Consider the following 26436-nt stretch of genomic DNA (forward strand, 5'->3'; position numbering starts at 1 on the left):
AGTAATTCGCTTGAAAACGAACGTCTGTTCGTGTTAATATAAAAACAATATAATTGTTTAATCTTCGCAATAAGGAGGGATTTAAATGGATAATAAGGAGACAACTGCAATAGTAGAGCTTGTTATTTATAAAGATAGTGATATTTCTTTTGAATTAATGAATAATTTCTATGGCAGTATTTCAAATGTAGTGTTAAATGACGAGGGAGGGAATGCTTTAATGTGTGAATGTATGGATAGTTCTCTTTCGAGTTTAATTCTTATGGATAAATTTAATGATGATGAGGTTGAACTTATTAAGGAGATAGGTGATACAAAATTTATTTATAAAAAATCACAAGAAATGGAAATCCACTACGATAGTTTAGTTCAGTTAGATGATAATAAAGATAATATTTTTTGTGTTGCGGAATTCCAAAGTACTATTTATCTATATAATGGGTTTCAAAGAAAATCTATAATCAATAACCAGATTACAAGTTTGGAGAGTCTTAAAGATTATTTAAAAATACATTATCCAAATCATAAAATTTTAGAAAGAATGAACTGAGTACATAAAGTTGTAGTGTCACAGTTTTCTAATAGATAGATTAATGTAAAAAAATGGGGTGTTTAGATGGACAAATATGTTGTGAAAGAGTTTGCCTCTGAAATAATTGAAAAATCAAAAGGTAGAATTAATATGGTAGATGCCGAAGCATTAGCAATCGTTTACATATCAAAAAAGAAAAATGTTAATCCAAGTAATTGTTTAAAGTGGATTATTCAGTGTAGGGGTAAAAGTTGAGAGGTTATGTATTAAATAAGTAGAGTTGCTGGAGGAGGGATGTATATATGGAGAAAATTGTTTTAGGTGAAATAAAAGAAATGATGAGCCATTTTGGAAAAGTTCTTCGCATTATGAATCAGGGTAGGGCGTTTGAAAGTGAAAATAATTTAAATGAATGTATAAATAAATGTAAGAGACTCCAGGTAGAGTTAATGAATTCAATTAAACTTATTGAATGGACATTTATGGAGATCCAAAAAGCTGAACAAACTCAACTTGCATTAAATAGTGAATCAGATGATGAAAAATAGAGACAACTAAAATTGTTGGTAGTTATAAAAAACAAAATTCTATTCATTTAATGAAGGGAATGAGTTAAATGAACTTAGTAAAAAACAAAAGAACACCTTCTTTGAAAATTGATAGTCATGCTATGGCTTTGGCTTATCAAGAAATGGGTGATTTAAATTTACATATTTCAATGGAAATGGATCATTTAGAAAGGGAGGCACAGAGAATTATAGACAGTTTACTAGAAAAAATAGATGTATTAGATATTTATTAGTAATCGCAAGTCATAGTGTTGGGTTCCTCAATCAAAAAGTAACATAAAATAAATGATGATAGTATACATAATATTATTGCGGAGTATAGATTAATTATACTCTGCTCAGACGTTAGACAAACTCAAAAAATTGAATTGTCTAACGTCTTTTTTCTTTTACAATGAAATAGAGCTAAGTCATTGATTTCCACGAGAGGGGCAAACTGCTTTCCTCGCTTCGTTACTTCCGCTTTGCTTTCGTACAGAAAGCATTCGCTCAGTACAGGACCTCGACTTTCCAGTAGGAGTCACTGCTCTTCGTTCCAATCAATTTCTACATAAAGTACTCAATATACTTGTTGATGAAAGTAAACCTTTGAGGTGATAATCCATGAATCATACCTATGAACGTGAACAATTAGAAATATTAACGATTGATCAATTAGTACTTTTACTGCCCTGAATTTAAAGAAACTGGTGACTTGCTCCATTTTTGTTTGAAAAATGCGAAAAATTTCGAAACTTTTCCAGGGGTATATCCGTATAGTAGGTAATATGATGAAAGGGGTGAGCAACTTGACGCTATTTGGCTATTCACTCGAACAGATCTTTTTGGTTGTTTTGATTTTTGCTGGCCTTGCCACAATACTCGTTATGTTTTTTGGTGATGCTGTCGAAGGTATTGGTGAAGGACTGCCCATTTTTAATCCGAGTGTCATTCTATCTTTCATTACGTTGATGTCAGCAGCAGGATTTATTTTAGAAAAACTAGCCTGGTTCTCTAGCGTTTGGAACATTATTGCTGCATGTATCATCGGCGTTATTTTAAGTACTTTTTTTTATTTATTCATCCTCGTTCCGCTGCGATCAGCTGATGTTTCATTGGCTTATACGGAGGAATCACTAGGGGGGCAATTGGGAAAAGTCATTGTACCAATTCCTGTAAATGGTTTTGGTGAGGTTGTTATCGAAACGACAAGTGGTATGATTTCGAAACGGGCAACAGGCTATGATAATGAAGCCATTGACTATGATGAGACCGTGCTTGTTGTAGATGTGAAGGATGGTACACTTTTTGTCAGAATGTATGAGAAAAAATTTGTATAAAGGAGAGATCTATCTATGTCAACTGATATTCTAATTGTTTTAGGAATTGTAGCATTTGTATTAATCGCCCTAGTCGGCTTATATGTGACAAAGTATCGTACGGCGGGTCCTGATGAAGCACTGATTGTGACAGGTAGCTATCTCGGCTCAAAAAATGTACATAAAGATGAGTCGGGGAATCGCATTAAAATAATTCGTGGGGGCGGTACATTTGTATTCCCTATTTTCCAGCAAGCACAGCCATTAAGTTTACTATCTAGTAAACTAGAGGTAACAACGCCTGAAGTTTATACAGAACAAGGTGTACCTGTTATGGCTGATGGTACAGCCATTATTAAAATTGGCGGCTCCATTTCTGAAATTGCAACAGCAGCAGAGCAGTTTTTAGGAAAGCAAAAAACGGAGCGTGAAGCGGAAGCACGCGAAGTTTTAGAAGGCCATTTACGTTCAATTTTAGGCTCCATGACGGTTGAGGAGATTTACAAAAACCGTGATAAATTCTCACAGGAAGTTCAACGTGTTGCTTCTCAGGATTTAGCTAAGATGGGTCTTGTGATTGTATCCTTCACGATCAAAGATGTACGAGATAAAAATGGCTATTTAGATTCACTTGGTAAACCAAGAATTGCACAGGTAAAACGAGATGCAGATATTGCGACGGCAGATGCAGAGAAAGAAACACGTATCAAACGTGCAGAAGCCTCTAAGGAAGCACAAAAGGCAGAGCTAGAACGTGCGACAGAAATTGCAGAAGCAGAAAAAGAAAATCAATTAAAGGTAGCTGAGTTCCGTCGTGAGCAGGATATTGCAAAAGCCCGTGCTGACCAAGCCTATGAGCTTGAAACAGCTCGTGCTAAGCAGGAAGTTACTGAGCAAGAAATGCAAATTCGCATTATTGAGCGTCAAAAGCAAATTGAATTAGAAGAAAAAGAGATTTTACGTCGTGAGAAGCAATATGACTCTGAAGTGAAGAAAAAGGCTGACGCGGATCGTTATGCAGTGGAACAAAATGCCGCTGCCGAAAAAATGCGAGAGCTAGCGCAGGCAGATGCGGAAAAATATCGTATTGAATCGTTAGCGAAAGCAGAGGCGGAGAAAATTCGTTTGGATGGTCTTGCCAAAGCAGATGCCGAAAGAGCGCAAGGTGAGACAGAAGCAGATATTATTCGCCTACGAGGTCTTGCAGAAGCTGAGGCTAAACGTAAAATTGCCGAAGCCTTTGAATACTATGGTCAAGCAGCTGTGCTGGATATGGTAGTGCGCATGATGCCAGAATATGCAAAAGAGCTTGCGAGCCCTCTTGGTAATATTGATAAAATTACAGTGGTCGATACTGGTGGTGGCGAAGGCAGTGGAGCAAATAAGGTTACGTCTTATGCAACTAATTTAATGTCTACACTACAAGAAACATTAAAAGAAACTTCTGGTATCGATGTGAAGGAACTGATCGAAAGCTATGCTGGTAAGCACACTTTGCGTCCAGAATTAGAGCAAATTGCCCTAGGTTTAGAAAAAAAGCAAGCACCTGTTGAAGCAGTAGAAACAAAAGAAACTGTAGAACAATCCTAGTAAAAATAAATTTACCCAAAGAAAAATGGCATTTCCAATTGTGATAGGTTCCCTATTAGGTAGACAGATTAAAAAATAAAATCTGTTTATCTAATGGGGATTTTTTTATGACAAAATGTTCTTTCACTGAAGAAGTTAGCGATTATATAATTCTAGCAGGAGGAGCATTACACATTAAATGAAGTAGCAAAAATTTTAGATGTACACCAAAATACAAAAAAAGATTGGTATAATAATGATCTTTATTTTAAAGAAGGGGTCTGAGAGATTAAACCAACAGAAACCTACTCTGAAGAAATAACATTGAGACAAATATTTCGTTTTACAACAATGAATGCTACCAAGAAAATTTAATAGAATTTAGGGATCAACACTCATAAAGAATTTTTTATTTTCACTGTCTACTTGACTGGGAGCACTACATCCACATTTTATGCAAAAAAGCCCAATCTTTTCAAATTGCGCTAATTATGTTTCATATTTAGTTTTACAAGTTGTCACATTATTTTTTCCTGAGGAAACCCGTAATTTTTTTGCCAGTTCGGGATGATTTTCAGCTTTGCCAACTGCTTTTGTTTCGTTTCGGCACTGGTTTTCAAATAACGTCTTGTGGTGTCAATGCTTTTATGTCCTAAAATGTCCGCTAAATCCGACAGTGGATTGCCGCAGTCTAAAAAGCTTCGGGCGAAGTAGTGCCGTAGATTGTGGGGGAAAACCATTGCTGGATCAACTCCGCATTTCTCTGCTACTTCTTTCATTGCACGTGCAATATAGGAACGGCTTATAGGGCTGCCTTTACTGCCCGTAAAAACAATACCGCTTTTCACATTTTTTTCCTTGCAATATAAGGATAAATGGCCTTGTAAATCCTTATGTATGACAATCGTACGTACAGTTCCTTTATTGTTAATAAGAACCTTACCGCTCTTGATAGCCTCAACGGTGATAAACTGCAGTTCCCCTATACGTATTCCTGTATAGGCAAGCGTTAGCATAATCATCGCAGTTTTCGTCTTTTTATTCGTGAAGGCGCTTTCAATCAACTTGTCAAATTCCTTTTGGGTAAGCTCATGTTGAGCGGTGGTCTGTTCTTGAATTCTCAGAGCCTTTAGGGTGAAATCATCCATCCCCATAAATTTAAAAAATTTATTGACCGCCGCAATGCTGCGGTTGACGCTTGAAGGTTTCAGCCTTATTTCCATTGATTTTTTATACTCTATTAAATATTCCTTTTGCAGTTTTCCGTCTTTTCCCTCTAAAAAATCAATCAGTTTCAAAATATCTTTTTGATAGCTTCTGATACTATTTTTTGCGTATTCATTGTATGTTAAATGTTTAATGAATTTAGGCAAACCACCCTTTAGCTTGTTTAATAGCATAAAAATAATATACTCCTTTTTGACTTTGACAAGAGTATATCAGCAAGTATTACAATTTACAACATAGTTGCGATAAATATAATTATCGCAACTACTAGTTTTATAATAAACTATAATGGGCATAGTAAACCCTACAATTATTTCATTATTTGAACAAATCGACAAAAAAATTTCAAAGCTTGCAAAGCTCCTTCTTAGAAGGGTTTTGCAAGCTTTTTGAGTTGCGATAATTATATTTATCGCAACTCAAATAAAAAGATATGTAGGTAAAGGAACTGGTGCGGCTGGGGGGGAGAAGCATATTAACACAAACTTATACGATCTTTTTATTAACAGAATTCATCACAAAAGTAATACTAATCCAAATTTAAAGTTGTTCAGAAGGAAGTTAGTAACAAATTGGAGGTAATGAAAAATGAATTATTTTAAAAGAATAACGGGTACTGTAAAAGCAATAGGCAATAAGCGGATGGTTTCACTGCTGTTATTTCTGACAATGTTTTTTTCACTCATGCCACAGTTTATGTTGTCGGCAAATGCGGATAGCGAAGTTACCCTGTTTGTATCACCCAGTACAGTTTCCAACGATACTGCCCCTAGAGTGGATGGCGCAACCTATGCCACGCTGCAGGGGGCGATAAATGCAGCCCAGGACAATGATACGATTGCTGTAACAGAAGATATAACGATGTCAACGGCAATTTCAATTATGAAAGATATTACGCTAATAGCTAGTGGAGGAAATTACAAAATTACATTGGGTATTAATGCTAGTTTTTGGGTCCAGAATGGCTTTGATTTGACTTTGGGCGGAGGCTCGGATACTGAAGTACTTACGCTTACGGGTTCCCAGAGAACAATTATATCTGTTGCAAATGGCAATATTGAAGTAAACAATGGAGCAAAGCTTTTAGCGACTGGCACTGGGAATATGGTACTGGATTTATACGATCCGAAGGCGTCCGGAAAAATAACTGGCGGACATTTGGAATCTTCCGGATCAATCGCCATTTCGATGACGAATGGTGCCACACTGGAGGAAATCAGTGGCGGAACTATCATTGGTAAAACGCACTCGCTATATATGTATGACGAAGGTACAAAAATCAATCTAATTTCGGGTGGCACTTTCAGAAATTTGGCTGCTGCTCCAGATAGGTGGGCAAATGTCCAGGTGGACGGTAAGGCACAAATTGGTGAGATTTCCAACGGGGATTTTTTTGCGGAACATGAGATTTCCGCTCTTCGCCTGATTCGAGGTGGGAAAATTGGGGAAATTAGCGGTGGGAGATTTGTTTGTGCGTATACGGGACTTACTACTAATAAAGAAGGAAGAGGAATTGACATTGTAGCATTGGACTATCCGTCAGGTATAGATGAAATATCAGGCGGAACTTTTGATGGAGAGATAGGTGTTCTGCTAATCCAAGCCGGCGCTTATATTAACACGATAAGCGGAGGAAATTTTTCAGGTGGACAATCTGGCCTCCAAAATGATATTGGCGGAACTATTGGTACCATTAACAATGCCGTTATTACTTCAACGAACATTGGTCTTCTGAATGTTGGTACGATTAATGAAATCGGCAGTGGCACAGAAATCACCGGAGATTCTCTTGCCCTTTGGAACTATGCGTCGAATAATCCAAATGCTCTTATCAAGCTCATCAGTGGGGGCAAATTTACCACCGTTAGCGCATCTGGGGAAGCTTTTCTAAACGAAACCACGGTAAACTTGATTTCAGGCGGCATTTTCACTGGTGGATTCTATGCAATCAATTCAACTACATCAAGCAGCACTTCTCCTGCAAAAATCGGCACTATATCGGGAGGCGTTTTTTACGCCCAAACAACAGGTGGTGCAAGCCTTGTAGCTATCAAACTAGCCAATCCGTTAATTTTGGAGCCTACTTTAATTACTAATAAGGGGGTAGCGCGTTTTTGGGGAAACGGAGGCAGTATTTTTAATGATGAATCCCTTGTAATTTATCCAGCAGGTTATCATATGAGCACTGCTACTGAAGCGGTAAGCGGCATTGCAGGTGGAGAATTTAAATATTTGACAAAGTCACTTTATACGGTAACCTTTAATTCCAACGGTGGTTCTGTAGTGGCAGAAAAAACGGATATACCCCTAGGTAGCCTTATAACCGAGCCAACGTTACCGACCAAAAGTGGCTATACGTTCAGCGGTTGGTATAAAGAAGATTCCCTAACCAATGCATGGGACTTTGCTATAGATACTGTTACCGACAACATTACGTTATACGCAAAATGGATAAGTAAAGGTGGAGGCGGCAGTGGTAGTGGCAATGGCAGCGGCACACCTACGGCGACATTACTAGTTCAAGGCATAGACAAGCAAACTGGGGAAATTATTTATAGTAAAAGTTCAAGTATTACAGCTGGCAGCACAGAAACTATAAACGCCCCGGCTATTGAGAGTTATCACTTGGATGCAGGCAGTAAAAGGACGGAAACGATAACGATCAAATCAGGTGAAAACAAGGTTGTATTCTACTATAACAAGAACACAGTCGCTATTCCCGAGCTTGAAACTGGTGAGCATATCAAGTATATCAATGGCTACCCTGACGGCAGCGTAAAGCCAGAAAGCTCAATCACAAGAGCGGAAGCAGCGGCAATATTTTTCAGACTGATAAAAGACGAAAATAAGAATACGGCTGTAAGTGGAAAATTCAGCGATGTCGGTGGCGGCACATGGTATGAACAGTCGGTCAATTACCTTGCAAGTCAAGGTATACTGAAAGGGTATGGGAATGGCACGTTCAAACCTAGACAGACAATCACAAGAGCGGAATTTGCAGCCATAGCCTCAAGATTTGATAACCTGTTAACAAGCGAAAACACTTCGTTCAATGATGTGCCAATCAATCATTGGGCGGCAGAGTATATTGACAGCGCGTATACTAAGGGTTGGATTAATGGCTATCCTGACGGCAGCTTTAGACCTGCAAGTTCAATCACCCGCGCGGAAGTTGTGAAAATTGTAAACACCATTTTAAACCGCAAAATCGAACTTAACGATATTCCATCGGACGCGCCGCAATACAAGGATTTAAATAAAACACATTGGGCATATTGCCACATCATAGAAGCGTCTACAGAGCATACCTACACACGTAAGGAAAACGGCTATGAGCTGTGGAAATAGTAAAGTAAGTATTTTCCATTATTTTACTCTGCATGTTTCTATCTATGTGCCGAAAGAAAAAACAAAATCAGCGGAGGAGACCTTAAATTTGATATAATGATCGTTCTTCTGTTGAATTGTTAAAAGCATAGATAAATAAACCGGTGATAGGTATGCAACAAGAGTTCGATTAGGGGAAATTGATCTGGCTGATTCTCCTATTCAAAAGTGAACTGCGCCCAATTGTTAGATCCACTCTAACAATTAGAGGTGCAGTTTTTCTATGGATAAATTTACTGCTGAGGAAAAATTGGGAGCCGTTTTACGCTATTTAAACGGCAAAGAAGGCTATAGAGAAATGGGGAAATTAATCACCCGCTAATAATACCCTTATTGAATCGTTTCTTCTGCATTAAAATCTGAAACGTTCTATATAGACAATTGAAAGCGTACTATGACGGCAATCGTCAAACAAACTGTCAAAGACTACATAAATTTTGATTATGATATCTGAATACAAGCGAAACTAAACAACCAGTCGCCGATTCAGTACCGACAACTGATTGGATAATGCTTTTTGATCCCTGTCTTATATAGGGGGCAGTCCCGAATTGATTCATCAGGACGCTACTTTTATTTTTGTTGCTGCCATTCACTTACAAGCATGCCGTATACAACATGATCCACATAATGGTCATAGAGCCATTCTGCTGAGCGAATCGTACCTTCTTTTATTAGGCCAAGTCGTTCGGGTATTGCACGGCTTTTGTGATTGGCTTCAGCAACACGAATTTCCACTTTATGCAGCTGCAATGTTTCAAAGGCATATTGTAAGAGGGCTTTTACCGTTTTTGTCATAATGCCATGTCCCTGAGCACCTTCACTTAGCCAATAGCCGATCGTACCAATGTTATTATTCGGATTAATGGCATTAAAGCCAGCTATGCCGACGATTTCATGGTTAAAAAGAATAATGAGGGAGAGACTACTTTTGGATTCATGTCCTTTAATACAGCCCTCAATATAAGCTTTCGTGTCTGCCACTTCCTTCGTGTAATCCAACCATGGTAGCCATTCTTTTAGATACTCTCTAGAGGCATCTGTTAAAGTAAAAACCTTTTCTGCATCCTCCAGGGTGATTGTACGTAAAGATAGATCTTGGGCAATGGTTATCTGCATCTTGTGCACCTCCCAATTATTTTAATGCATCGTGCATAAAGCCCTTCATTTCGCGGCTTAGTACAGTCAGCTCTTCAATGATTTCGCTAAAATCCTGTACAAGCTGTGCTTGCTCATTCGTTGCATCATTGATTTGTCCCATATTTTGCTTTAAGTTTTCAAGATTTCTATTAATATTACGTAAGGAAGATTCTATATTTTCGGTAGCACTAGATGTCTCAAAGGACAATTTTCGAACTTCCTGTGCCACAATATTAAAGCCAGCACCATGCTGTCCAGCGCGAGCAGCCTCTATGGATGCATTTAAACCAAGTAAATTGGTTTGGCGGGAAATGCTTTTGATTAAATCCGTTACGGCATTGGTTTTTTCTGAATCCTCTAGGGCATGCTGTGCCTGCTTATTTATTTCCTCACTAGTAGCCGCTAATTCCTCTGAATGGGAAGCGATTGTGTGGACTTTATCTTGTAGGCTATTGACGATATTATCCATAGTACTCATATAATCTTCAAGTTTAAGTTCATTATCTATTGGTAGGCCAAATGCTAAGGCACCTACTACTTGACCATTTTCGCGAATGGGAAATGAAAAAGCATTGATTGCTACGCCGTAAACATCCTTTGGTATAACCACATCTGCATTTTGTCCGTTAAAGGCAATGTAAACATTTTGGTCATTAGCATTTACTTTTTGTCCATCATGATAGCCTGAATCTACACGTTTCCCTGCTAAATACTTGATGACCGTCTCACTGTCCTTTTCAATAACAGCTACAATGGCTTCTTGCTTTAATGCAAGGTGAATATAAGGTGCTGCAAGGGCTAAAGCTTCAATAATTTTCATAAAAATTCCTCCAAGTCTAGTCAATGAAAAATGGTTGTGTCATCTGTATTCATTGTGACAATGGTTCTAGATGATTACCTTTACTGTAGCATAATATTTGCCAAGTCAAAATAGTAAATTCCTTTTTATAAATAGCTTTTAAAAAGAGAGTTGGCGTGTTTTGAATGTCAATTAAAATTTGCTTTTTCCTGGTGAAAATGGTGATGAATTTGTCTATTGTTTGACGGAGAGGTCGTGTGTTTCACGAAATATTGTATTAGAATAATAGTAGTATGTTGAAGAGCTGAAGGAGAGAGAGTCATGGAATATATACAAAAAGGCACGAGAGCGTTTCAGAAAGCAAACTGGGCCTTATTTTTGGCAGGTTTTATTACTTTTGCAAATCTCTATATAACGCAGCCATTACTGCCGACATTTGCAGATGTGTTTCACGTCTCGCCAGCTGTAGCAAGTTTATCTCTTTCTGTTACTACCTTTGCCTTAGCAGTGAGTTTAATTATTGTTAGTTCGTTATCTGAGGCATGGGGAAGAAAATCATTGATGACGATTTCTATTTTTGCAGCCTCTGTATTGACAGTGGCACTTGCGTTTTCACCAAACTTTGAAATAATTTTAGGATTGCGAGTGCTTCAAGGCATCGTTTTTGCAGGTTTACCAGCAATTGCCATGGCTTATTTGGGGGAGGAAATGGAACCAGCAAGCTTAGGTGTTGCCATGGGCTTATACATTAGTGGTAATTCTGTGGGAGGGCTTAGTGGACGAGTCATTATCGGGACATTAACGGACCATTATAACTGGCATATAGGGATGATGGTGCTGGGAGGAATTAGCCTTTTTGTCAGTGTGTTGTTTGTCTGGATGCTGCCAAGCTCCAAGCATTTTAGCCCACGTCCTTTACAATTAAAAGCATTAACTAAAACGCTGTTGCAACATCTGAAGGACCCTTCTATGTTGTGTCTATATGGTATTGGATTTGTTCTAATGGGAAGCTTTGTCACACTTTATAACTATATTGGCTTTCAATTAATCGCCCCTCCCTATAATTTGAGCGCGACCATTGTAGGCTGGATATTTGTCATATACTTAGTAGGGAGATTTAGTTCAGCATGGTTTGGTAGTCTAGCCGATCGTTACGGACGCCAACAAATGCTATTACTAGCCATTGCCATTATGTTGTCAGGAGCGATAGTAACACTCAATGGGCTCCTTACTTTAAAAATTATAGGGATTACGGTGTTTACCTTTGGCTTTTTTGCAGCTCATTCTATCGCGAGTGGCTGGGTGAGTAGACGGGCAACACATGATAAAGCACAAGCATCATCCCTTTATTTATTTTTTTATTATGTTGGTTCGAGTGTTGGTGGGACAGTAGGTGGTGTTTTTTGGATGAAGTATGGCTGGGGAGGTGTGATCGCCATGATTGCTCTATTTTTACTAATTGCTTGCGTGTTATCTTTCTTATTGAAGGAATTGATTGCTAAGCAACATGCTATAACCACTCTATAGTACTAAATGATGTGAGGTGTCGTTTTGCAGGAATTACTTTTGTACTTTTTTATTATACTAACAGCTTCCATTTTGCAAACAAGTACGGGGTTTGGTTTTTCTATCATGGCCACCCCTTTTTTACTGTTGCTCTTTTCTCCACAAGAGGCAATGCAAATAAATATCGTACTGTCCCTCGTTATTTCATGTTCTCTCATTTGGAAGGTGAGGCATGATATTGATGTCGCTTTGCTGAAGAAGATAATAATCGGTAGTGTTGTGGGCGCTCCTTTTGGCAGCATTTTATTTGCTTTAGTCGATGTCACGACATTTAAACTTATTATCGCCATCCTCTTAATAGGTCTTACGTTTCTCTTGATGAAAAATCTCTCCATTCAACAAACAAGTGGTAGAGATTATGGCGTTGGTTTAATCTCAGGAATGTTTACAACAAGTATTGGTATGGCAGGGCCGCCATTGTTGCTGTATTTTGCGAGCACTCATCGAAATAAGGAAACCATTAGAGCTATTTCACTAGCCTATTATATTTTTATCTATCTTATTAGTTTACTATCTCAAGTCACTGTTGAGGGTACAAGTAAACTGGTTTGGATTTATAGTCTGTATGCCTTGCCTATTGTTTTCATCGGCCTTATTTTGGGACAAATCTTGTTTACTAGGCTCAATCAAAAGCTATTTAAATCATTAATTTATCTTCTTTTAGTAGCAGCAGGTATGATTTTATTGATACAAACTATATGGACGATGCTATAAAAAGAATGGAAGAGAATATTTATCTTCCATTCTCATAGTGTTGAAAAACAAAATGATCCATAGCATTTTTGTGAAAGGTGAAAATGGATTTCCGTTGCAGGCTACTTGCTTTCCCGTGGGCGAGCGCCAAGTTACTTCCTCCGCTACCGCTCCGTTTAGAAGCTTACCTGTCTTGCTATATAGTTAACCCATAATATTGTAGCCAGCGTCGATGTAAATTGTTTCACCAGTTACACCACGTGAAAGGTGAGATAACATAACAATCGTCATATCGGCTACTTCGTCTTGTTGAACATTCCGTTTTAATGGAGCCGTTTCTTCAATTTTGTGTAAAATTGTATTAAAAGAAGGTACACCTTTTGCAGCAAGTGTACGAATAGCTCCAGCTGAAATGGCATTGACACGAATATTATCCTGACCAATATCAGCAGCAAGATAGCGCATGGAAGCCTCTAATGCAGCCTTTGCTACACCCATAACATTATAGCCGTCAAGCACACGTTCAGCCCCTAAGTAACTCATCGTGACAATAGAGCCACCTTCTGTCATATACGGATGAGCCGCTTTTGCTGTTGAAATAAGTGAATAAGCACTTGTATCTTGTGCAAATGCATAGCCTTCACGAGTTGTTTCAAGGAAGCGGTTGTGTAAATCTTCGGCGTGGGCAAAAGCTACTGAATGCACAATACCATGAATAACGCCAACCTTTGAGCCGATTTCATCGAAAGCTGCTTTTGTACTGTCATCACTATTTACATCGCATTGCACGATGAGTGAATCAGAATGTCCAATTGTGTCTAATTGCTTTTGTAATTTCTTTAATGAGCGTTCTTGTCGATAGGTGAAAATAACATTTGCACCTACGTCAAATAAGCGTTTCGCAATGCCCCAAGCAATACTACGATCATTGGCTACACCCATAACTACAATGTTTTTATCTTTTAATTGTAATAAATTATCCATCATTATAAAGAACTCCTTTGCGAGATAATATCTGTTATTAGTACCAACTACTAAAATCTTATCATACATAAAATATCGTTGCAATAACAAGATGAAAAGAGAAGTCGTTGCATAAGCAAAAAAAATTCATCTCTTTCTTATGAGAGACGAATTAAAGATAGTCCTATTTTATTTGTTACCATGCTGTTCATACAGATCTACTGCTCGGTTAACAGCACTGCTGACGGTGATTCTAAAGCTATTTTGTGAGCGAATGACTTGAGCTAGTATTTTGATTGCTCTAGTTTGATCTCGGTGGAATGTAGCATTGTCTGTTTGAAAATCATCCTCTAAATGAGCGAGAAAATATGGTTTTAGGTGTTGAGGGAGTAACAAATCAGCTTCAGAGCTTTTTTCAAGCGTATTGTACACCCACAGGTCTATTGCATTTCCTAATTGGAAAGCGACAAAATACTGTAAATCATCATTCTCAAATTCCTTTGTTTTTTGAATTATTTGAATTTTTTTGAGCTCGTCTATTAAAAATGTATTGATGGAATAGTTAATTGCTTTAGAAGGATTGAGAATGAGTTCATCGTTGAACTGAGATTTTAAGAAAACCCAGTTGTTTAACACGATGGCCCATGAATCTAGTGTATTCAAACATTTAGCACAAACATCTGGAAAAACTGGTTGCCATTTAGCAGCAAGATTTTTAAATAAATTCATATGGTCTTGATTAATAAGAAATAAACTATGTTCAACTTGTAGCTGCTTAAACATTATCATTCCTCCAATAGATTGGTATGTATAGCAATAGACCATATGATTATCTCTTGATGCAAATATTTAATACACATAAGAAGGCACCCAAAGTAGGATGCCTTTTAGGGTATACATTTACTTGAAGACTATTCGAATTTTAATGAATCGCCATCGAAAGTTTCGTCGGCTACTTTGATGGAGTCTGTTGGACAACCTTCAAAAGCATCTTGCATATCTTCTAATAGATCTTCTGGTACTTCAGCAGTTCCCATGTTATCATCTAAAATAACGAAGGCAATCCCTTCATCATCATAATCATAAATGTCTGGCGCTGCGGCTCCACATGCGCCACAGGCGATGCATGTATCTTTATCAACTATTGTGTATTTAGCCATTTTTTTCTCTCCTTTAACGATGTTCCTACAAAGCTTCATACTCATTTTAAAGATGTTTATCTTACATTTCAACTTAAATACTATTAAATTGGAGGAATTTGCGTCAATGTTTCATCAAATTTTATTGCAAATCTTTCAAAAACTCCATAAGGAGCGGACAATTTCGGCAGCCTATCATGTCCTAAGAGGAAAGCGTTCAGGCCAGACAATTCAAGATATTGGCCTTTTTCAGTTGCATCCATATTTTGGTCTGTTGCCGAAACTACCTCGTGCCACATTTGACGAGGCGGTTACCTTATTTATGCAATATAGTTGGTTAAACGTGCAGGAATCCGGTCATTTTTACATGGAAAAGCTAGGATTGCAGCGTGCACAGCAAACACCGACCTTTTTCTTTGATGGTTGGCATTATCGAGGGAATGAGCATGTGTTTTATGCAAGGCTTTCTCTCATTGTCCAAAGCTTGTCACATCAAACTGCAACAGTTCGTTCTTTTTCACCAATCAGTAGGGATCCAGTAATTCAAGCATGGGTGCGCTCTTTTTTACAGGAGCATCATTACAAGGAAGGTCATTTGCAGCAACAATTAGTGGTAGAATGTACAAATGTACTCCAAACGATCCCTGTTTCAGATGCCAACAAACAGCTTGTTCTTTACCGCCTCAGTGGTTATCGATTACCAGGCTGGACTTGGCAACAACTTGCATTTGAACGGAAGGAAAACGTGTTAGACAGTCAATTAGCATTTATAGAAACACTACATATATTATTAAATGAAGTGCAACAAAAATTAAATGATTACCCATTGCTTGGTCGAGTGGCTGAAGGGTTAAAAGTGACAATTTTATTAACTGATTCTGCCCAGCAAACAGCACAGTTATATGTGCAAGGCTATTCAATGGAGGAAATTGTACAAAAGCGAAAATTAAAACAAAGTACAATTGAGGATCATTTTGTAGAATTAGCCATGTATGAACCGAACTTTTCTATTGGACCATTCGTCTCATATGAAGAAGCACAAAAAGTTTGGCAGGTATCCAAGCAATATCAAACAAAAAAATTGAAAATATTACATGAAGCATTAAATGACATGAGTTATTTTCAATTAAGGCTTGTCCTTGCGAAAGGAGAAGTTTAAATGGAACTTGAACAATTATTGCACAAGCATTTTGGTTATTCATCATTTCGACCAGGGCAGAAAGAAGTCATTGAAGCTTTGCTGCAAGAGCAAGATGTTATTGCCTTATTGCCGACAGGAATGGGGAAATCACTCTGCTACCAGCTCCCAGCCTATATATTAGAAAAGCCTGTCTTAATTGTGTCACCTTTGCTTTCATTAATGCAGGATCAGGTAGAAGAGCTGAAGCGTTTTGGAGAAAAGAGAGTGATTGCTTTAAATTCTTTTTTATCCCAAACAGAAAAACGCTATGGACTACATTATCTAGAGCAGTATCGGTTTATCTTTACCTCACCAGAAATGTTATTACAGCAGCAGGTACAAGAGAAATTAGCGCAAATGAAGCTTGGCTTAATCGTAGTGGATGAAGCGCATTGTATATCGCAATGGGGCTTTGATTTTCGACCGGATTATTTACGAATTGGTGAATGGTTTTCGAGGGAAAATCGTCCGCCAATATTGGCCCTATCCGCCACAGCAACGGATAAGGTCGTTCGAGATATACGTGAGACCCTATCACTCAAGACGCCATTTGAATTTATGTATAATGTTGACCGCGCAAATATTCACTTAGGTCGTATTGTAGTAGAGGAAAAGGCTGATAAAGCTAGGTGGCTCATGCAGCATATTAAAGAAACAGCAGGGCCAGGTATTTTGTATGTATCTTCACGCAAACGTGCGCAGCAATATAGTGAAGCCTTTTTACAAGCAGGTATTCGCACCGCAGCATATCATGCAGGCTATGGAGCAGAAGACCGTCAGTTTATTCAGCAGCAGTTTATAGATGGTGAACTGGATTGGATAGTCGCCACGAATGCTTTTGGGATGGGTATCAATAAACTTAATATACGTCAGGTTATACATGAATCGATGCCTGCCAACATAGCGAATTATATGCAGGAAATAGGTCGTGCAGGTCGTGATGGTCAGTCTGCACTTGCCATTTTGCTGTATAGTGAAGGGGATGAAGAGCTAGCGAAATTTGTTGTGACAGGTGATTTACCGACACCACACCATGTTGATCGCTATCAGGAGCTGCTTTCCCAGCAAATACAGCCAACGCAGATGCTGAAAAATGGTGAGCTGAGTGAGACAGCTTTTCGTGTGCTGGATTATTGGGTGCAACAAGAATCTATTGATCAAGTGAAAGCTCGATTAAATCATTTAGCCCTAGAGAAATACCATGCGGTGAACGAAATGCTAAAAATCATTCAGACAAAAGACTGTATTCGTGAACATTTAGTCGGGTATTTTGGGCAAAAATTGCAGAAAAAGCCGCAAAACTGTTGTGAAAATTGTGGAATCGATTATGATGAAATCAAGAAAACACGCTTACAAGAAGATAAGAAAATTGAAATGGTTTCGTGGGAAAGTCGATTGCAGCAACTTTTAATGGGTATTTAGACTAAAACTGACGGTCATTTACTTTTTTCATAAAATTCGTCATAATAGAAATGATAGAAAGCGTAGTAAGGTTGGGGGAAAGGCGAATGAATAAAGAAGATTATCGCGATAAAATAGAAGAACATCGTCAATCATTTGAAGATGAACAAAATGAACAGCAATCCTTATCAAGAGTTTCCAGAATGAATAAAAATGGCAATAAAAATAAAAAGCCAAAAAATACAAGACGGAAAACACCGTTAATGACGATTTTGTTTGTTATTTTTATCCTGATTCCATTAACAATTCTTATTTATTTTTGGAAATTTTATGAGCCAGGAAAAACGATTGAACAAGCTGAAAAAGATACAGCAGAACAGGTCGTCGAATTAGATCCTTCCGAGTCATCTGCATCTGATAAAGATAAAGAGAAAGGTAAGGGACAAGACGATCAAGGAGATAAAAAAGCACAGGAGCAATCTCAAAAAGATGCAGACAAATTAGCAGCTGAACAAAAGGCTGCGGAAGAAGCGAAAAAAGCAGAAGAAGCAAAGAAAGCTGAGGAAGCTAAAAAAGCAGAAGAAGCTAGAATAGCACAACAACAGGCAGAGGCAGCAAGAAAAGCAGAAGAGGCGAAAAAAGCAGAAGAAGCGAAACAAAATGCTAAAGCCACTACACATACTGTCAAAGCGAACGAGAACTTATACCGAATCGCATTGAATCATTATGGCGATGGTAGTGAGGCGACATTAGCTAAAATTCGTGCTTTCAATGGTATGTCTTCAAATACGGTCAGGGTTGGGCAAGTAATTAGGCTACCTTAATAAGATTTTTTAATGGTTATATAGTTTTTCTAGTATAAAATAACAGACAAACGTTCACACCAAAACGTACGTCTGATTTAGCGAAAAGGCGATTCTTCTTAAGAAATGAATCGCCTTTTTGCTGTCGTAAGGAGAAGTGAGGAAATGCTATATATAGGGCTATTTCTTTTAGTTGTCATTGCCTTTCTACTTTATATGTGGAAGGTAGCGCATGAAAATAATGTATTACATCACCAGCTTTCATTATACGGTGAACAGGAACAGGTACGATTATTTTTTATTTCAGATGTACATTTACGTAAAATAAATAAAAAAATGATTGCACAATTAGAGGGACATTTTGATGCTGTGATTATTGGTGGTGACTTTGCAGATAGCCGCACACCTATTGAACGGATTCATGAAAATTTGACTTTATTAAAGTCTATCGCACCAATCTATTTTGTGTGGGGTAATAATGACAGAGAAATTGGAGAAGAAAGGCTAAAGGACATTTTACAGGCCTATCAGGTTCAAATCATTGTCAATGATGCTGTGCTACTTCCTATAAAAAATCGTTTTTGGTTAAGTGCAATTGAAGATACAACAGTGAAAGAATATAGCTTTGAAAAGGCCTTTGAAAAGGTAGGAGAGCAGGATTTAGTTGTTTTCATTGCACATAACCCAGGTGTTTTTGCCAAAGTTCGAGCAAAGTTCCGAGCAGATTTAATGATGGGGGGACATTTACATGGAGGGCAGATTCGATTCGGTCCTTACGGTGTTCATCCCAACGGTTCCTATCGACAGCGTGATGGTGTCATGACCTTAGTAAGTAATGGCTATGGCACGACATTAGTGCCTTTTCGACTTGGCGCAAAACCTCAATGTCATATTATTGACATTGATATTTCGAGTAAATAACCAACCAATTCTTGTGAGAAGGCGTATAATAAAAAGGTATCGTCTATTCTATAATTATGTGAAAGCATGAAGCAGCAACTAATGTTGTTCAAATTCGATTGGAGTGTCAAGAAATGCAGCAAGCAGATGCAATTATTGTTGGAGGTGGCCCATGTGGCTTAGCAGCAGCAATAGCTTTGCAAAATATTGGATTACAACCTATTGTGATCGAAAAGGGCAATATCGTGAATGCCATCTATCACTATCCTACACATCAAACTTTTTTCAGTACAAGTGAACGTTTAGCCATTGGTGACGTGCCTTTTATTATTGAAGGCCGTAAACCAAAACGAAACCAAGCACTTGTTTACTACCGAGAGGTTGTCCGCTTGAAAAATATACAAGTAAATCGCTTCGAAAAAGTGCGAAATGTTGTAAAAAATAACGATGTGTTTACTGTCACATCTGATAAAGATACGTATGAAACGCCGTATGTAGTGATTGCAACAGGCTATTACGATCACCCGAATTATATAAATATTAAGGGTGAACAGTTACCCAAAGTATTCCATTACTTTAAAGAGGGACATGAATTTTTTGATACGGATGTACTTGTTATTGGTGGCAAAAATTCAGCTATAGATGCTGCGTTGGAATTAAATAAAGCAGGCGCTCGTGTAACAGTTGTCTATCGTGGTAGTGAATATTCTTCAAGCATCAAACCGTGGGTCTTACCTGAATTTGAAGGGGTAGTCAAAACGGGAGAAGTTGACATGCGTTTTAATACGAATGTGCTAGAAATTCGTGAGCATGAAGTGGTTTTAGAAGTAGCTGGGCAAGAGCAAGTAGTAAAAAATGATTTCGTTTTTGCTATGACTGGCTACCATCCAGATCACACTTTTGTCAAAGCGATGGGCGTTGAAATTGATGAAGAAACAGGGCGTCCTTTTGTTACGCCGGAAACGATGGAAACTAATGTCGAGGGCTTATTCATTGCGGGAGTTATTGCAGCAGGGAATAATGCCAATGAAATTTTTATCGAAAATGGGCGTTTCCATGGTGAATGTATTGCTCGAATTATTGAGCAAAGAAAAAAATAATGACCGAGGCTGTATAGGCATCTAGCTTATACAGCCTTTTTAGTAGGGAGGAATCACATTGATTGGGTTGTATTGGGCCCTTAGCTATTTAATGGGAAACTTCATGACAGCTTATTTCGTTGGTAAGGTATATGGTGTCAATTTGCAGGCAGAGCGTAGTAAAAACTTGGGCGCACGTAATGCGGGAAGTGTCATTGGAAAAGCGGCCTTTGTTTGGACTTTTCTTGGCGATGCACTGAAAGGAGTACTAGTCGTTTGGCTAGGGTATTTGTGGCAATTAGAAGATTGGGTCATGATTGGTGGAGCTGCATGGGTGATAGCTGGACATTTATTTCCTATATGGTTGAAATTTAATGGCGGAAAAGGTGTGGCTACTTTTATCGGTGTTGGAATCGCCTTATCACCGAGCTTATTTTCATGGATGATTATTGGTACCATGCTTTCGCTTATCTTTACAAGAAGTTTGACACTTAGTATGGTTGGAGGCTTTATTTTCTATATAGGGGCTATTATTCAGGCGGGGAAATTAGAGCCATATGGACTGCTCATTATAGCAATCATGTGCATGCTCATCAAGCATATGTCTAATATTCAGGAGTCGTTAAAAAGAAGGAAGTGAAGAGATGTATTGGTGTAAAATTGCTCAAACAAATGACGAGTTCGAGACTATCGCTCGATTGAATTATGAAACATTTGTTGAAGAGATTCCACAGCATGAAGCGAATTCGACAAGAATAAAAGTTGATCGATTTCATCAGGAGAATACATATGTCGTTGTGTATAAGGAAACAGAATTAATTGGAATGGTCGCGTTTAGAGATCAACGACCGTTCTCGATTGATGAAAAAATTGGCAAGATTGAGGAATATTTACCTAAAGAAAATTGTGTAAAACCTTGCGAAATTCGATTACTTTCAGTGAAAAAGGGTTATCGAACGGGGCGGGTACTATTGAAACTTACACAAGCTTTAACTATCTTTGCCTACGAAAAAGGCTATACAGCAGCAGTAATTTCAGGGACAACAAGAGAAGAAAAGCTGTATAAGCAGATGGGCTTTAAACAATTTGCACCAGCTGTAGGAGTAAAAGATGCAATATTTTTACCGATGGTGCTAACAAGACATGAATTTGAACGATCATTACAACATAGACTAGCGACGGAACAGTTTACATTTTATCCAGGACCTGTGAAGCAATTGGAGATGATTGATTATTCAAATTTATCACACCGATCGTTACCATTTTATGCACTTTATGAACGAGTGCATAAAAAACTACTGCATTTATCGAATGCCAATTATATAGGTGTAATCGTTGGTACGGGAACATTGGCAAATGAAGTGATGCTGGCCCAATTAAAGGCGCAACAATTAGGGAAAGGGCTTATTTTAACAAATGGTGAATTTGGTGAACGTTTACGGAAGCAAGCCACTCGTTGGTCATTATCGTTTGATGCAATGGAGAAAGACTGGGGGACAGCGTTTGATGGAGATGAAGTGGCGTCACTGCTTGAAACAGGGGCTTATCAGTGGATGCTGGCAGTGCATGGTGAGACTTCCACAGGGACTTGTAATGATTTAGAGCATTTGAGTGAGCTAGCTAAGCAATACCATGTAAAGCTATGTATAGATAGTATCAGTACGTTTGGTGCCATGCCATTTTCTTTACACGACTGTTATTTGGCTACAGCAGTGAGTGGCAAAGCCATCGGTGCGTTAAGCGGGCTAGCATTTGTGTTTTCACAATCCCTTGTACCATCAGCTGCTACATTACCTGCTTATCTTGATTTAGCAAATTATCAGCAAGGTGCCATACCATTTACACTACCTGCAGTGTTATTGGGTAATGTTGAGGTGGCATTACAAGCCTATCCAGCACGCTATGAGCAGCTGCAGCAACGCTTTCAGGCACTGCTGCAGCTTCCCATCATGCAATATCAATACCGAACAGTCCACTATCCAATGCTTGTAACCGTTCGATTGCCAAGTACTTATTCTAACCTACCCATTGATCTAGCATTAAATGGGCTATTGGTTCATGGTGAAAGTCATTATTTACAACAAAGGGGATTCATTCAATTTTCTGTAATACAACCAGATTTCGACGAAGCCTTAGCTCGTCTTCGTGAAATATTGTACTACTATGAACAAGTGATAGCGGCAGAGCAAAGTACCAGCTAAAAATATATTGCCTTTACAGGAAAAAGTCCTTTAAGTTAATAGGCGTGCCTGTAGTGTTTAGACCTATTAACAATTTTAAGCGTGCCTTTTGGCCATTAATACCTGTGGCGAAAATTGCACCTAAGTCTTCCAGCATTTTCCCTCCACCAATGTAGCCATAAACACCCTCTGCAATCCCATTGAAGCAGCGGGATACGAGCACTACTGGAATGTCTCGCTGTAAAAGGCTTTCAATTCCTTTTACTACAGATGGGGGGACATTCCCTTGACCTAGTCCTTCCAGTACGACGCCATCATATTTGCATGCAAGCACGATATCTAGTAAATCTTCCTCCATTCCAGCATACACTTTTAACATCGCCACACGTTTGGATAAATTGTTAACATCTACATATTGTCGACGAATGGGTGCATGATGGAATAGGATACGTGATTTTGTAATTAATCCAATCGGCCCATACTGTGGAGATTGGAAAGTATTCACTGAGCTCGTGCTTGTTTTAGTTGTGTTAACAGCAAGGTGAACCTCATCATTCATGACAACAAGTACCCCTTTATTACGTGCTTCTTCATCGACGGCTACTCGGACTGCTTCCACTAAATTATAAATGCCATCTGCCCCTAGTTCGTTAGAAGAGCGCATGGCACCTGTCAGTACAATGGGAATGTCTAAGTTCGTTGTTAGCTCTAAGAAATAGGCAGTTTCTTCTAAAGTATCCGTACCATGTGTGATGACAACACCATCGATTGGCTGTGCTGTCATTTGCTCCATAATCACGTTGCGCAATTGTAGCATTTCCTTCGGTGTGATATGTGGGGAAGGAAGGTTAAAAGCTTCTATTTCGATGATGCTCGCAAGTGAAGCTAGTTTATTACTTTCCTTCATAAGGGGATTTTCTTCATTCGGCATGACTGCTCCTTCAGCACTCATAGCCATGGAGATTGTGCCGCCAGTATGAATTAATAAAATTGTTTTTTTCATAAAAAATAAAATCTCCTTTTAAAAAGTTTTTTTGTCATTACATGGTATAATAATAGCAGTCTAATTGTTGAAAGGAGCCGGCATCATGATCATTTTATTATCTGCTGCCATTGCTCCCGGTCTAGCGCTTTTTAGTTATTTCTATTTGCGCAATCAGATGGCTACGGAGCCAAGAAGAACTTTACTACAAACGTTTTTATACGGTGCATTCTTAACGTTCCCAATCATGTTTTTACAGTATGTATTAACAGAGGAAGGGGTTTTTCGATATCTTTATCTTCAAGACGTTCTTTTTTCTAGTGTCATTGAAGAATTTTTTAAATGGTTTGTGCTATTAATTGCAATCTATAATCATGTAGAATTTGATGACCCATACGATGGTATATTATATGGTGCCAGCATATCACTTGGTTTTGCTACGATTGAAAATGTTCTCTATTTACTGTCCTTTGGCTTGGACACGGCATTCATGCGAGCCTTATTACCAGTATCGAGCCATGCATTGTTTGGTGTCGTAATGGGCTATTATTATGGACGGGCTAAGTTTTCAAAGCTTGTTAAGACGAAAGAAATGATTGCTATGGCGCTCTGTGCACCCGTTGTACTTCACATTCTATACAATACAATATTATCATTCAAAGGTCACTGGATTTATTTAATGATCCCTTTTATGTTGTTTTTATGGTGGTTTGGCTTGCGCAAAGTAAAGCTTGCTCATTACCATCTGGTGCAACATCTCCATATGCAAAAGAAAATTTAAAGCGTAGAAATCGTCAAAGATTTCTACGCTTTATTTCTTTTTTAGCATGTATAAATTACTCCTTTTGTTTCAAGCTATAAAAAAAAGGAGTGATAAAAGTGCGTTTAGTAAGCATACTTTTTGCTTTGATATTAGGAATTAGTATAATTGCGATTCCTCAAAACGATGCCAATGCATTTAGCGATCAGCAAATTACTCGTGGTGCCTATGGAGATGATGTCATTGAATTACAAGCTAGGCTACAATACTTAGGTTTTTATAAGAGTAAAATCGATGGCAAATTTGGCTATAACACATACTGGGCTTTGCGTATTTTCCAAGAGAATTATGGTTTACCAGTAGATGGGATTGCTGGCACTAAGACAAAAAAGGCATTAGCGGGCAATTCTGATTATGATGAAAAATGGGTTAAGGCACAATTGAATGCAGGAAATCAATTTACTTACTATGGTGGTAAGCCACTTGATCAACAAGTGAAAAAAGGCACTGGCGGTGGTAATAGCAGTGGAAGTAGCAATAAGAATGGTACACAGACACAGGTTCCACCAAAATATACGGAACGAGATTTACAATTAATAGCCAATGCCGTTTATGGAGAAGCTAGGGGAGAACCTTACGAGGGGCAAGTAGCAGTAGCGGCCGTTATTTTGAACCGCTTGGAAAGTCCAGATTTCCCGAATACTATTTCAGGTATTATCTTCCAACCGTTAGCGTTTACAGCAGTAGCAGATGGTCAAATTTGGCTAGAACCAAATGAACGTGCAAAAGAAGCTGTTATTGATGCTATGAACGGCTGGGACCCATCTGAAAATGCATTGTATTATTTCAATCCTAAAACAGCAACAAGTAAATGGATTTGGTCACGCCCACAAATTAAACAAATAGGAGAGCATATTTTCTGTTCATAGAAAGGAGGAACATAGATGAAAACTTGGCTCGTGGTCTTAACAATCGCTGTCATTGGATTAGGAGCATATAGTATTGATTTACATGGAGATAAAGAAGATTTACAACGTACCGTGCTCGCACAGTATACAGATAAGTTAACAGATGCTTCTGAAAAACTGTCCCATCTTCAGCGTTCAGTATCGCAATCCCTCTTGTTTCAAGACGAGCAGGCGATTCACAATGAGCTAGACTCAGTTTGGCGTTTAAGCTCAGAAGTTCGTTCTTCTATTGCAAATATTCCGATTGGACAAGAATTATCGAATCAATGGATGAATTACTTAGGGCGACTTGGCGATGAAGCTAAAAGAACAGCAAAAACAGGTGATTATGATGCTTGGCGTGAAAAGATGCCACAGGTGTCAACCAATTTACAGTCTCTTTCTGATGAATGGACAGCTGCAACCGTTGATTTTTATAAGCATGATGGAAAAATGGATATTTGGCTACAGCAAGTAGATAATAAAAATCCAAATACACAATTTGATACTGTGAAAGATACGTTAAAAGGCTATGGTGAAAAGGATTTCCCATTAACTTTATCTGAATCTGATTGGCAGAAAAAAATTGAGTTAAAGGCATTGCAGGATGCCGTTATTACCGAAAAAGAAGCACTAGAAAAAGTGAAGTATTTATTCCCAGTCATTAAAGATGCTACATTCACTGTCACAAAAAGTAGTGATACAGCACCATATCCTTTCTATCATATCCAATTCCACCAAGGGATACGTCTAGGGTATGTTGATTTAACAGAAAAGGGTGGACATTTATTATCCTATTTAGTAGAACGACCTGTTGATGAAGCTAAGCTATCACAAGAGGAAGTTCTTAAAAAGGCACAAGATTATGTTAAGAAATTAGGCATGAAGGATGTAGCCTATGTGGAATCACGTGAAAACCACCAAGCATGGCATGTGACATTTGCCCGTGTAAATCCAGGCGATAATGCGTTAATTTATGCTGACGGTGTGCAATTAAAATTAGCAAAAGATACAGGTGAGCTATTAGGTGCTAATGCGATGGAATATATTCAAGAAGAGAATATCAAACCGCAAACAGCTAAGCCTATTGATTGGAAAACGTTCTTCCAGGACGATATTCAAGTACAAGAAGTAAAAAATATTTATACAGATAATGGACAATTTGAACAACGTCTTTGCTATGAGGTCATTGCATTACGTGACGGAAATACACAAGAAACATTCCGAATCGTTATTGATGCGGAAAATCACAATGTATTAAAAGTGGAATATCTCACTTAGTAATAAGAAAATACTACCAATTTTTATAGCCAAAATAAACA

The 26436-nt window shown here is 38.3% G+C and carries 26 protein-coding genes; 19 read left to right on the forward strand and 7 right to left on the reverse strand.

Annotated elements, in window-relative coordinates; translation table 11 throughout:
- Positions 1 to 85 precede the first annotated feature (85 nt).
- From V6670_RS07275 to V6670_RS07300, 6 genes are all read left to right on the forward strand, one after another.
- Positions 86 to 550 carry a hypothetical protein gene (locus V6670_RS07275; protein ID WP_338653358.1) on the forward strand — a complete coding sequence of 155 codons (465 nt, stop codon included), beginning with the start codon at positions 86 to 88 and terminating at the stop codon, positions 548 to 550.
- A 66-nt stretch (positions 551 to 616) separates the two neighbouring features.
- Positions 617 to 787 (forward strand): hypothetical protein, encoded by a 171-nt coding sequence (locus tag V6670_RS07280; protein ID WP_186436135.1) that lies wholly within the window; start codon positions 617 to 619, stop codon positions 785 to 787.
- A gap of 47 nt (positions 788 to 834) precedes the next feature.
- Positions 835 to 1080 (forward strand): hypothetical protein, encoded by a 246-nt coding sequence (locus V6670_RS07285; RefSeq protein WP_338653361.1) that lies wholly within the window; start codon positions 835 to 837, stop codon positions 1078 to 1080.
- Between the two features lie 68 nt (positions 1081 to 1148).
- The gene (locus V6670_RS07290) at positions 1149 to 1334 is read left to right on the forward strand and encodes a hypothetical protein (protein ID WP_141904043.1); all 186 of its coding nucleotides are present in this window, start codon (positions 1149 to 1151) and stop codon (positions 1332 to 1334) included.
- A 555-nt stretch (positions 1335 to 1889) separates the two neighbouring features.
- Positions 1890 to 2420, forward strand: coding sequence for a hypothetical protein (locus V6670_RS07295; protein WP_338653362.1), 531 nt, complete (start codon positions 1890 to 1892; stop codon positions 2418 to 2420).
- Between the two features lie 15 nt (positions 2421 to 2435).
- Positions 2436 to 3989 (forward strand): flotillin family protein, encoded by a 1554-nt coding sequence (locus V6670_RS07300; protein ID WP_058844285.1) that lies wholly within the window; start codon positions 2436 to 2438, stop codon positions 3987 to 3989.
- Positions 3990 to 4486: 497 nt separating this feature from the next.
- On the opposite strand, the gene V6670_RS07305 is transcribed toward V6670_RS07300, so the two are convergent.
- Positions 4487 to 5368 (reverse strand): tyrosine-type recombinase/integrase, encoded by an 882-nt coding sequence (locus tag V6670_RS07305; RefSeq protein ID WP_141904046.1) that lies wholly within the window; start codon positions 5366 to 5368, stop codon positions 4487 to 4489.
- Between the two features lie 415 nt (positions 5369 to 5783).
- On the opposite strand from V6670_RS07305, the gene V6670_RS07310 reads away from it, so the two are divergent.
- Positions 5784 to 8543, forward strand: a complete 2760-nt coding sequence (locus V6670_RS07310; protein ID WP_338653363.1) for an S-layer homology domain-containing protein — start codon at positions 5784 to 5786, stop codon at positions 8541 to 8543.
- Positions 8544 to 9155: 612 nt separating this feature from the next.
- Here V6670_RS07310 and V6670_RS07315 read toward each other — a convergent pair.
- Positions 9156 to 9701, reverse strand: coding sequence for a GNAT family protein (locus V6670_RS07315; protein WP_338653365.1), 546 nt, complete (start codon positions 9699 to 9701; stop codon positions 9156 to 9158).
- Between the two features lie 16 nt (positions 9702 to 9717).
- Positions 9718 to 10542, reverse strand: a complete 825-nt coding sequence (locus V6670_RS07320; RefSeq protein WP_036126881.1) for a methyl-accepting chemotaxis protein — start codon at positions 10540 to 10542, stop codon at positions 9718 to 9720.
- Between the two features lie 300 nt (positions 10543 to 10842).
- On the opposite strand from V6670_RS07320, the gene V6670_RS07325 reads away from it, so the two are divergent.
- Both V6670_RS07325 and V6670_RS07330 read left to right on the forward strand, forming a co-directional pair.
- The gene (locus V6670_RS07325) at positions 10843 to 12048 is read left to right on the forward strand and encodes an MFS transporter (RefSeq protein WP_141904049.1); all 1206 of its coding nucleotides are present in this window, start codon (positions 10843 to 10845) and stop codon (positions 12046 to 12048) included.
- A gap of 24 nt (positions 12049 to 12072) precedes the next feature.
- Positions 12073 to 12801, forward strand: a complete 729-nt coding sequence (locus tag V6670_RS07330; protein ID WP_141904050.1) for a sulfite exporter TauE/SafE family protein — start codon at positions 12073 to 12075, stop codon at positions 12799 to 12801.
- A 183-nt stretch (positions 12802 to 12984) separates the two neighbouring features.
- Here the strand turns inward: V6670_RS07330 and V6670_RS07335 are convergent, their stop codons facing one another.
- From V6670_RS07335 to V6670_RS07345, 3 genes are all read right to left on the reverse strand, one after another.
- Positions 12985 to 13767: an SDR family oxidoreductase gene (locus V6670_RS07335; RefSeq protein ID WP_080717138.1), complete on the reverse strand. Its 783-nt coding sequence runs from the start codon at positions 13765 to 13767 to the stop codon at positions 12985 to 12987.
- A 165-nt stretch (positions 13768 to 13932) separates the two neighbouring features.
- On the reverse strand, positions 13933 to 14526 hold the full coding sequence (locus V6670_RS07340) for a hypothetical protein (protein ID WP_141904051.1): 594 nt from the start codon (positions 14524 to 14526) through the stop codon (positions 13933 to 13935).
- A gap of 128 nt (positions 14527 to 14654) precedes the next feature.
- Positions 14655 to 14903, reverse strand: a complete 249-nt coding sequence (locus tag V6670_RS07345; RefSeq protein ID WP_004232564.1) for a ferredoxin — start codon at positions 14901 to 14903, stop codon at positions 14655 to 14657.
- 106 nt (positions 14904 to 15009) lie between these two features.
- Here V6670_RS07345 and V6670_RS07350 point away from each other — a divergent pair, with 106 nt between their 5' ends.
- The 7 genes from V6670_RS07350 to V6670_RS07380 all read left to right on the forward strand — a co-directional run bounded on the left by V6670_RS07350 (position 15010) and on the right by V6670_RS07380 (position 22446).
- Positions 15010 to 16041 carry a helix-turn-helix domain-containing protein gene (locus V6670_RS07350; RefSeq protein ID WP_141904052.1) on the forward strand — a complete coding sequence of 344 codons (1032 nt, stop codon included), beginning with the start codon at positions 15010 to 15012 and terminating at the stop codon, positions 16039 to 16041.
- On the forward strand, positions 16042 to 17484 hold the full coding sequence (locus V6670_RS07355; protein WP_338653367.1) for an ATP-dependent DNA helicase RecQ: 1443 nt from the start codon (positions 16042 to 16044) through the stop codon (positions 17482 to 17484).
- 86 nt (positions 17485 to 17570) lie between these two features.
- A complete protein-coding gene (locus V6670_RS07360; RefSeq protein ID WP_141904054.1) occupies positions 17571 to 18287 on the forward strand; it encodes a LysM peptidoglycan-binding domain-containing protein in 717 nt (238 codons plus the stop codon).
- Between the two features lie 144 nt (positions 18288 to 18431).
- Entirely contained in the window at positions 18432 to 19187 is a 756-nt protein-coding gene (locus V6670_RS07365) for a metallophosphoesterase (protein WP_338653369.1), read from the forward strand.
- A gap of 113 nt (positions 19188 to 19300) precedes the next feature.
- Positions 19301 to 20266: a YpdA family putative bacillithiol disulfide reductase gene (locus tag V6670_RS07370; protein ID WP_338653370.1), complete on the forward strand. Its 966-nt coding sequence runs from the start codon at positions 19301 to 19303 to the stop codon at positions 20264 to 20266.
- 58 nt (positions 20267 to 20324) lie between these two features.
- Positions 20325 to 20885, forward strand: coding sequence for a glycerol-3-phosphate acyltransferase (locus tag V6670_RS07375; protein WP_338653371.1), 561 nt, complete (start codon positions 20325 to 20327; stop codon positions 20883 to 20885).
- Between the two features lie 4 nt (positions 20886 to 20889).
- Positions 20890 to 22446 (forward strand): aminotransferase class V-fold PLP-dependent enzyme, encoded by a 1557-nt coding sequence (locus V6670_RS07380; RefSeq protein WP_338653373.1) that lies wholly within the window; start codon positions 20890 to 20892, stop codon positions 22444 to 22446.
- Between the two features lie 13 nt (positions 22447 to 22459).
- Here the strand turns inward: V6670_RS07380 and V6670_RS07385 are convergent, their stop codons facing one another.
- Positions 22460 to 23428: an asparaginase gene (locus tag V6670_RS07385; protein ID WP_036126794.1), complete on the reverse strand. Its 969-nt coding sequence runs from the start codon at positions 23426 to 23428 to the stop codon at positions 22460 to 22462.
- 85 nt (positions 23429 to 23513) lie between these two features.
- On the opposite strand from V6670_RS07385, the gene prsW reads away from it, so the two are divergent.
- From prsW to V6670_RS07400, 3 genes are all read left to right on the forward strand, one after another.
- Positions 23514 to 24188: a glutamic-type intramembrane protease PrsW gene (prsW, locus tag V6670_RS07390; protein WP_141904059.1), complete on the forward strand. Its 675-nt coding sequence runs from the start codon at positions 23514 to 23516 to the stop codon at positions 24186 to 24188.
- 98 nt (positions 24189 to 24286) lie between these two features.
- The gene (gene sleB / locus V6670_RS07395) at positions 24287 to 25096 is read left to right on the forward strand and encodes a spore cortex-lytic enzyme (RefSeq protein ID WP_141904060.1); all 810 of its coding nucleotides are present in this window, start codon (positions 24287 to 24289) and stop codon (positions 25094 to 25096) included.
- 15 nt (positions 25097 to 25111) lie between these two features.
- On the forward strand, positions 25112 to 26395 hold the full coding sequence (locus V6670_RS07400; RefSeq protein WP_141904061.1) for a PepSY1/2 domain-containing protein: 1284 nt from the start codon (positions 25112 to 25114) through the stop codon (positions 26393 to 26395).
- The last annotated feature ends 41 nt before the right edge of the window (positions 26396 to 26436 follow it).

The sequence above is a fragment of the Lysinibacillus sp. Y5S-8 genome, assembly GCF_036894365.1.
Lineage (GTDB): Bacteria > Bacillota > Bacilli > Bacillales_A > Planococcaceae > Lysinibacillus > Lysinibacillus fusiformis_D.